The organism is Achromobacter sp. RT286_PF, from assembly GCF_059760425.1.
Genome location: NZ_JCBAMR010000080.1, coordinates 1 through 2629, shown reverse-complemented (window position 1 = coordinate 2629; position 2629 = coordinate 1). Strand labels below are relative to the sequence as shown.

General features: G+C 70.9%; 1 protein-coding gene. It reads right to left on the bottom strand.

Annotated features, from left to right (window positions below):
* Positions 1-166 precede the first annotated feature (166 nt).
* Positions 167-2626: a flagellar biosynthesis GTPase FlhF gene (gene flhF, locus AC6LJY_RS27910; RefSeq protein WP_498137233.1), complete on the bottom strand. Its 2460-nt coding sequence runs from the start codon at positions 2624-2626 to the stop codon at positions 167-169.
* Positions 2627-2629: the final 3 nt, after the last annotated feature.

The following is a 2629-nucleotide window of genomic DNA, read 5'->3' as shown; positions in this document are numbered from 1 at the left end:
TCCCTAACGGGATACCGCGCGCTTTTTGCTGGACAGGAGTGCCGGGGCTTCGGCTGGGCTTGAGCCTGGCTCTGGGGCGCTGGGGCTTTGGGGCTTTGGGGCTTTGGGGCTTTGGGGCTTTGGAGCTTTGGAGCTCTGGGCCTTGCCTTGGCTTCGGCCCTGGACTTCAGCCCCCCGCGGCCATCTCCAGCATGGCGAACATTTTCAGGATCGCCACGGGCAGCAGGCGGCCAGACAGCTTGCGTTCCGAGCCCATGATGCCGGACAGCGGGCCGCGCACGACGGCGGCGGACGGCGAATGCGCCATCTGCCAGCAGGCCGCGCCCAGTTGGCCGGCCATCAATGACTGGCGCGCCAGCGTGTGGGCGCCGTCGACGGCGGGCAGCGCCTGCCACGCGTTAGCCATGTAGCGGAAGCCGGCCTTGGCTTCGTCCTGCAATACCAGCCAGCGTGCGACGGTGGCGGCGTCGGCCTGGGACGCGGGCAAGTTGGTCAGCCCGAACAGCTGTACGGCAATTTCGCCGCTGACCGTATCGATCAGTCGCGCGCAGACCAGGCGGATCGGCGCGGTTTCGGAGCGGCCCGGCAGGGTGATTTCGGTGCCCGAGGCCCACAGCGCCAGCGGCACGGTCTGGCCGCCCTGCTCGCGCGTCAAACCGGGCATGTCGCCGGGCTGGCCCACGGGCAGATAGCCCACGCTTTTGCCGACGGCATTCAGATTGGTCGGGCATTCGTCCTGCACCACGCGCATGCCGCCCGGGCAGCGCGCCACCCACGAGGCGCCCTGCTCGCTTAACGACTGCCACAAGGCCGACGTGCCGGCCTCCAGCAGATGCACCATCGGCAGGCGCGGCAGCTGTTCGCCCAGCCAGCGCACGCGCGCTTGCAGCGCCGGGCCGGCATCCGCCAGACCCGCCGCGCCGGGCGCGAACGAGGTCAACATGCCGTGGGCCAACGCCAGCTGCTGCGCGGGCGCGGCCAGGGCCACGCCACGGTCGCTCATCAGCAGCGACCCCATCAACACACCACCCGGCAAACCTTCGCCTTTCATGCTGGTCTTGCCATGCATGGCCAGCAGATGGCGGTTGCAGGTGGCCGAAAATTCACGTCGCACCATGGCCAGCGGGTCGTCGCCCAAGGCCGCCAGACTGGCGCCCGCGCCGTCGCCGACATAGTCGCGCCACGACGCCCGGGCTTGTACGCAGGCCGGGTCGCTGTCCAGCATGGCAATCGTGTCGTCCAGATGTTGCGCGGCGGCGATCGACGCCGATCCGCCTTGCGGGCGCAGGATGGCCGAGGCCAGCAATTGGCGGCGGCGGGCAGGATCAACGGCGTCGGCCTCGCGCGCGGCCGGCACCAGCGACGCCAGGTCCGCCTCGCTGGGCGTGTACAGGGCGCGCGCGCGCTCGACCATGGCAAAGGCGCGGTCGATCAGCACGTCGGCGCGCGCCAGTTCCATATGTTCCGGCACCTTCTGCCCCACCGACATGTAGTGGATGGGCAGGCGGTGGCGGATGGCCGTGTCCAGCGCCGCGCCCAGGCGGGTAGCTTCGTCCAGCTTGGTGATGATGCAGCCGGCCACGTCTTCGCCCACGCCGTTGCGATAGGCGTGCGCCACTTCGTCCAGCGTGTCGCCCTGGCTGGCGGCGTTCAGCACCAGCAAGCGGCGCACGGGCTTGCCGGCGCTGGTCAACATCGCGGCCTGCTCGGCCACCAGGCGGTCGCGCTGGCTGATGCCGGTGGTGTCGATCAGCACGATCTTGCGGTTGCCCAGTTCGGCAAGAATACGGCGCAGTTCGCCGGCGTCGCGCACGGAATGCGCGGGCACGCCCATCAGGCGGCCGTAGATCTGCAATTGTTCCAATGCGCCGATCCGGAACAGGTCGGTCGTCAACATCGCGACCTGGTCGCGGCCTTCGCGGGCTACGCAACGGGCGGCCAGCTTGGCCAGCGTGGTGGTCTTGCCGACGCCCGTCGGGCCGACCAGCGCGTACACGCCGCCGGCCAGGAATTCGTCTTCGGAGGCCACCACGGGCAGGTGGGTAACCAGTTCATTACGCGCCCACGCCTGCGCGGCGTCGGACGACAGGCCTTGCGGCAGGCGGTCCACCAGCGTGCGCACCAGCTTTGTGCTGAACCCGGCATCCAGCAGGCTGCGGAACAGCGCGGCGGCGGCGGCTTCACGAGTCGCGCCGGGGCGACCACCCCAAAGCAGTCCGTCCATCCGCGTTTCCAGCGCGCCGCGCAAGGCGCTGATGGCGTCCTGCAAGCCGGCCGTGGTGTCCGGAGGCAACGACGGCGGTGCCTGACGCAACGGCGCATCCGGCATGCGGGCCATGGACGGCGCGGGCGCGGACGCAGCGGCTGCGGTGACCGCGGCGCGCGCGGTGGTCGAAGACGCGGCGGGCGCGGCGGCCGGGGATGCGGCGAGCGCATAAGCAGCGGGTGCAGCGGCCGGGGATGCGGCGGGCGCATAAGCGGCGGGTGCGGCGGCCGGGGAGGCAGCGGGCGCATACGCGGCGGGTGCGGCGGCCGGGGATGAGACGGGCGCATAAGCGGCGGGTGCATTGGCCGACGATGCGGCATGCGCGAGGGCCGACGATGCGGGCGAATACGCGGCGGGTATCGC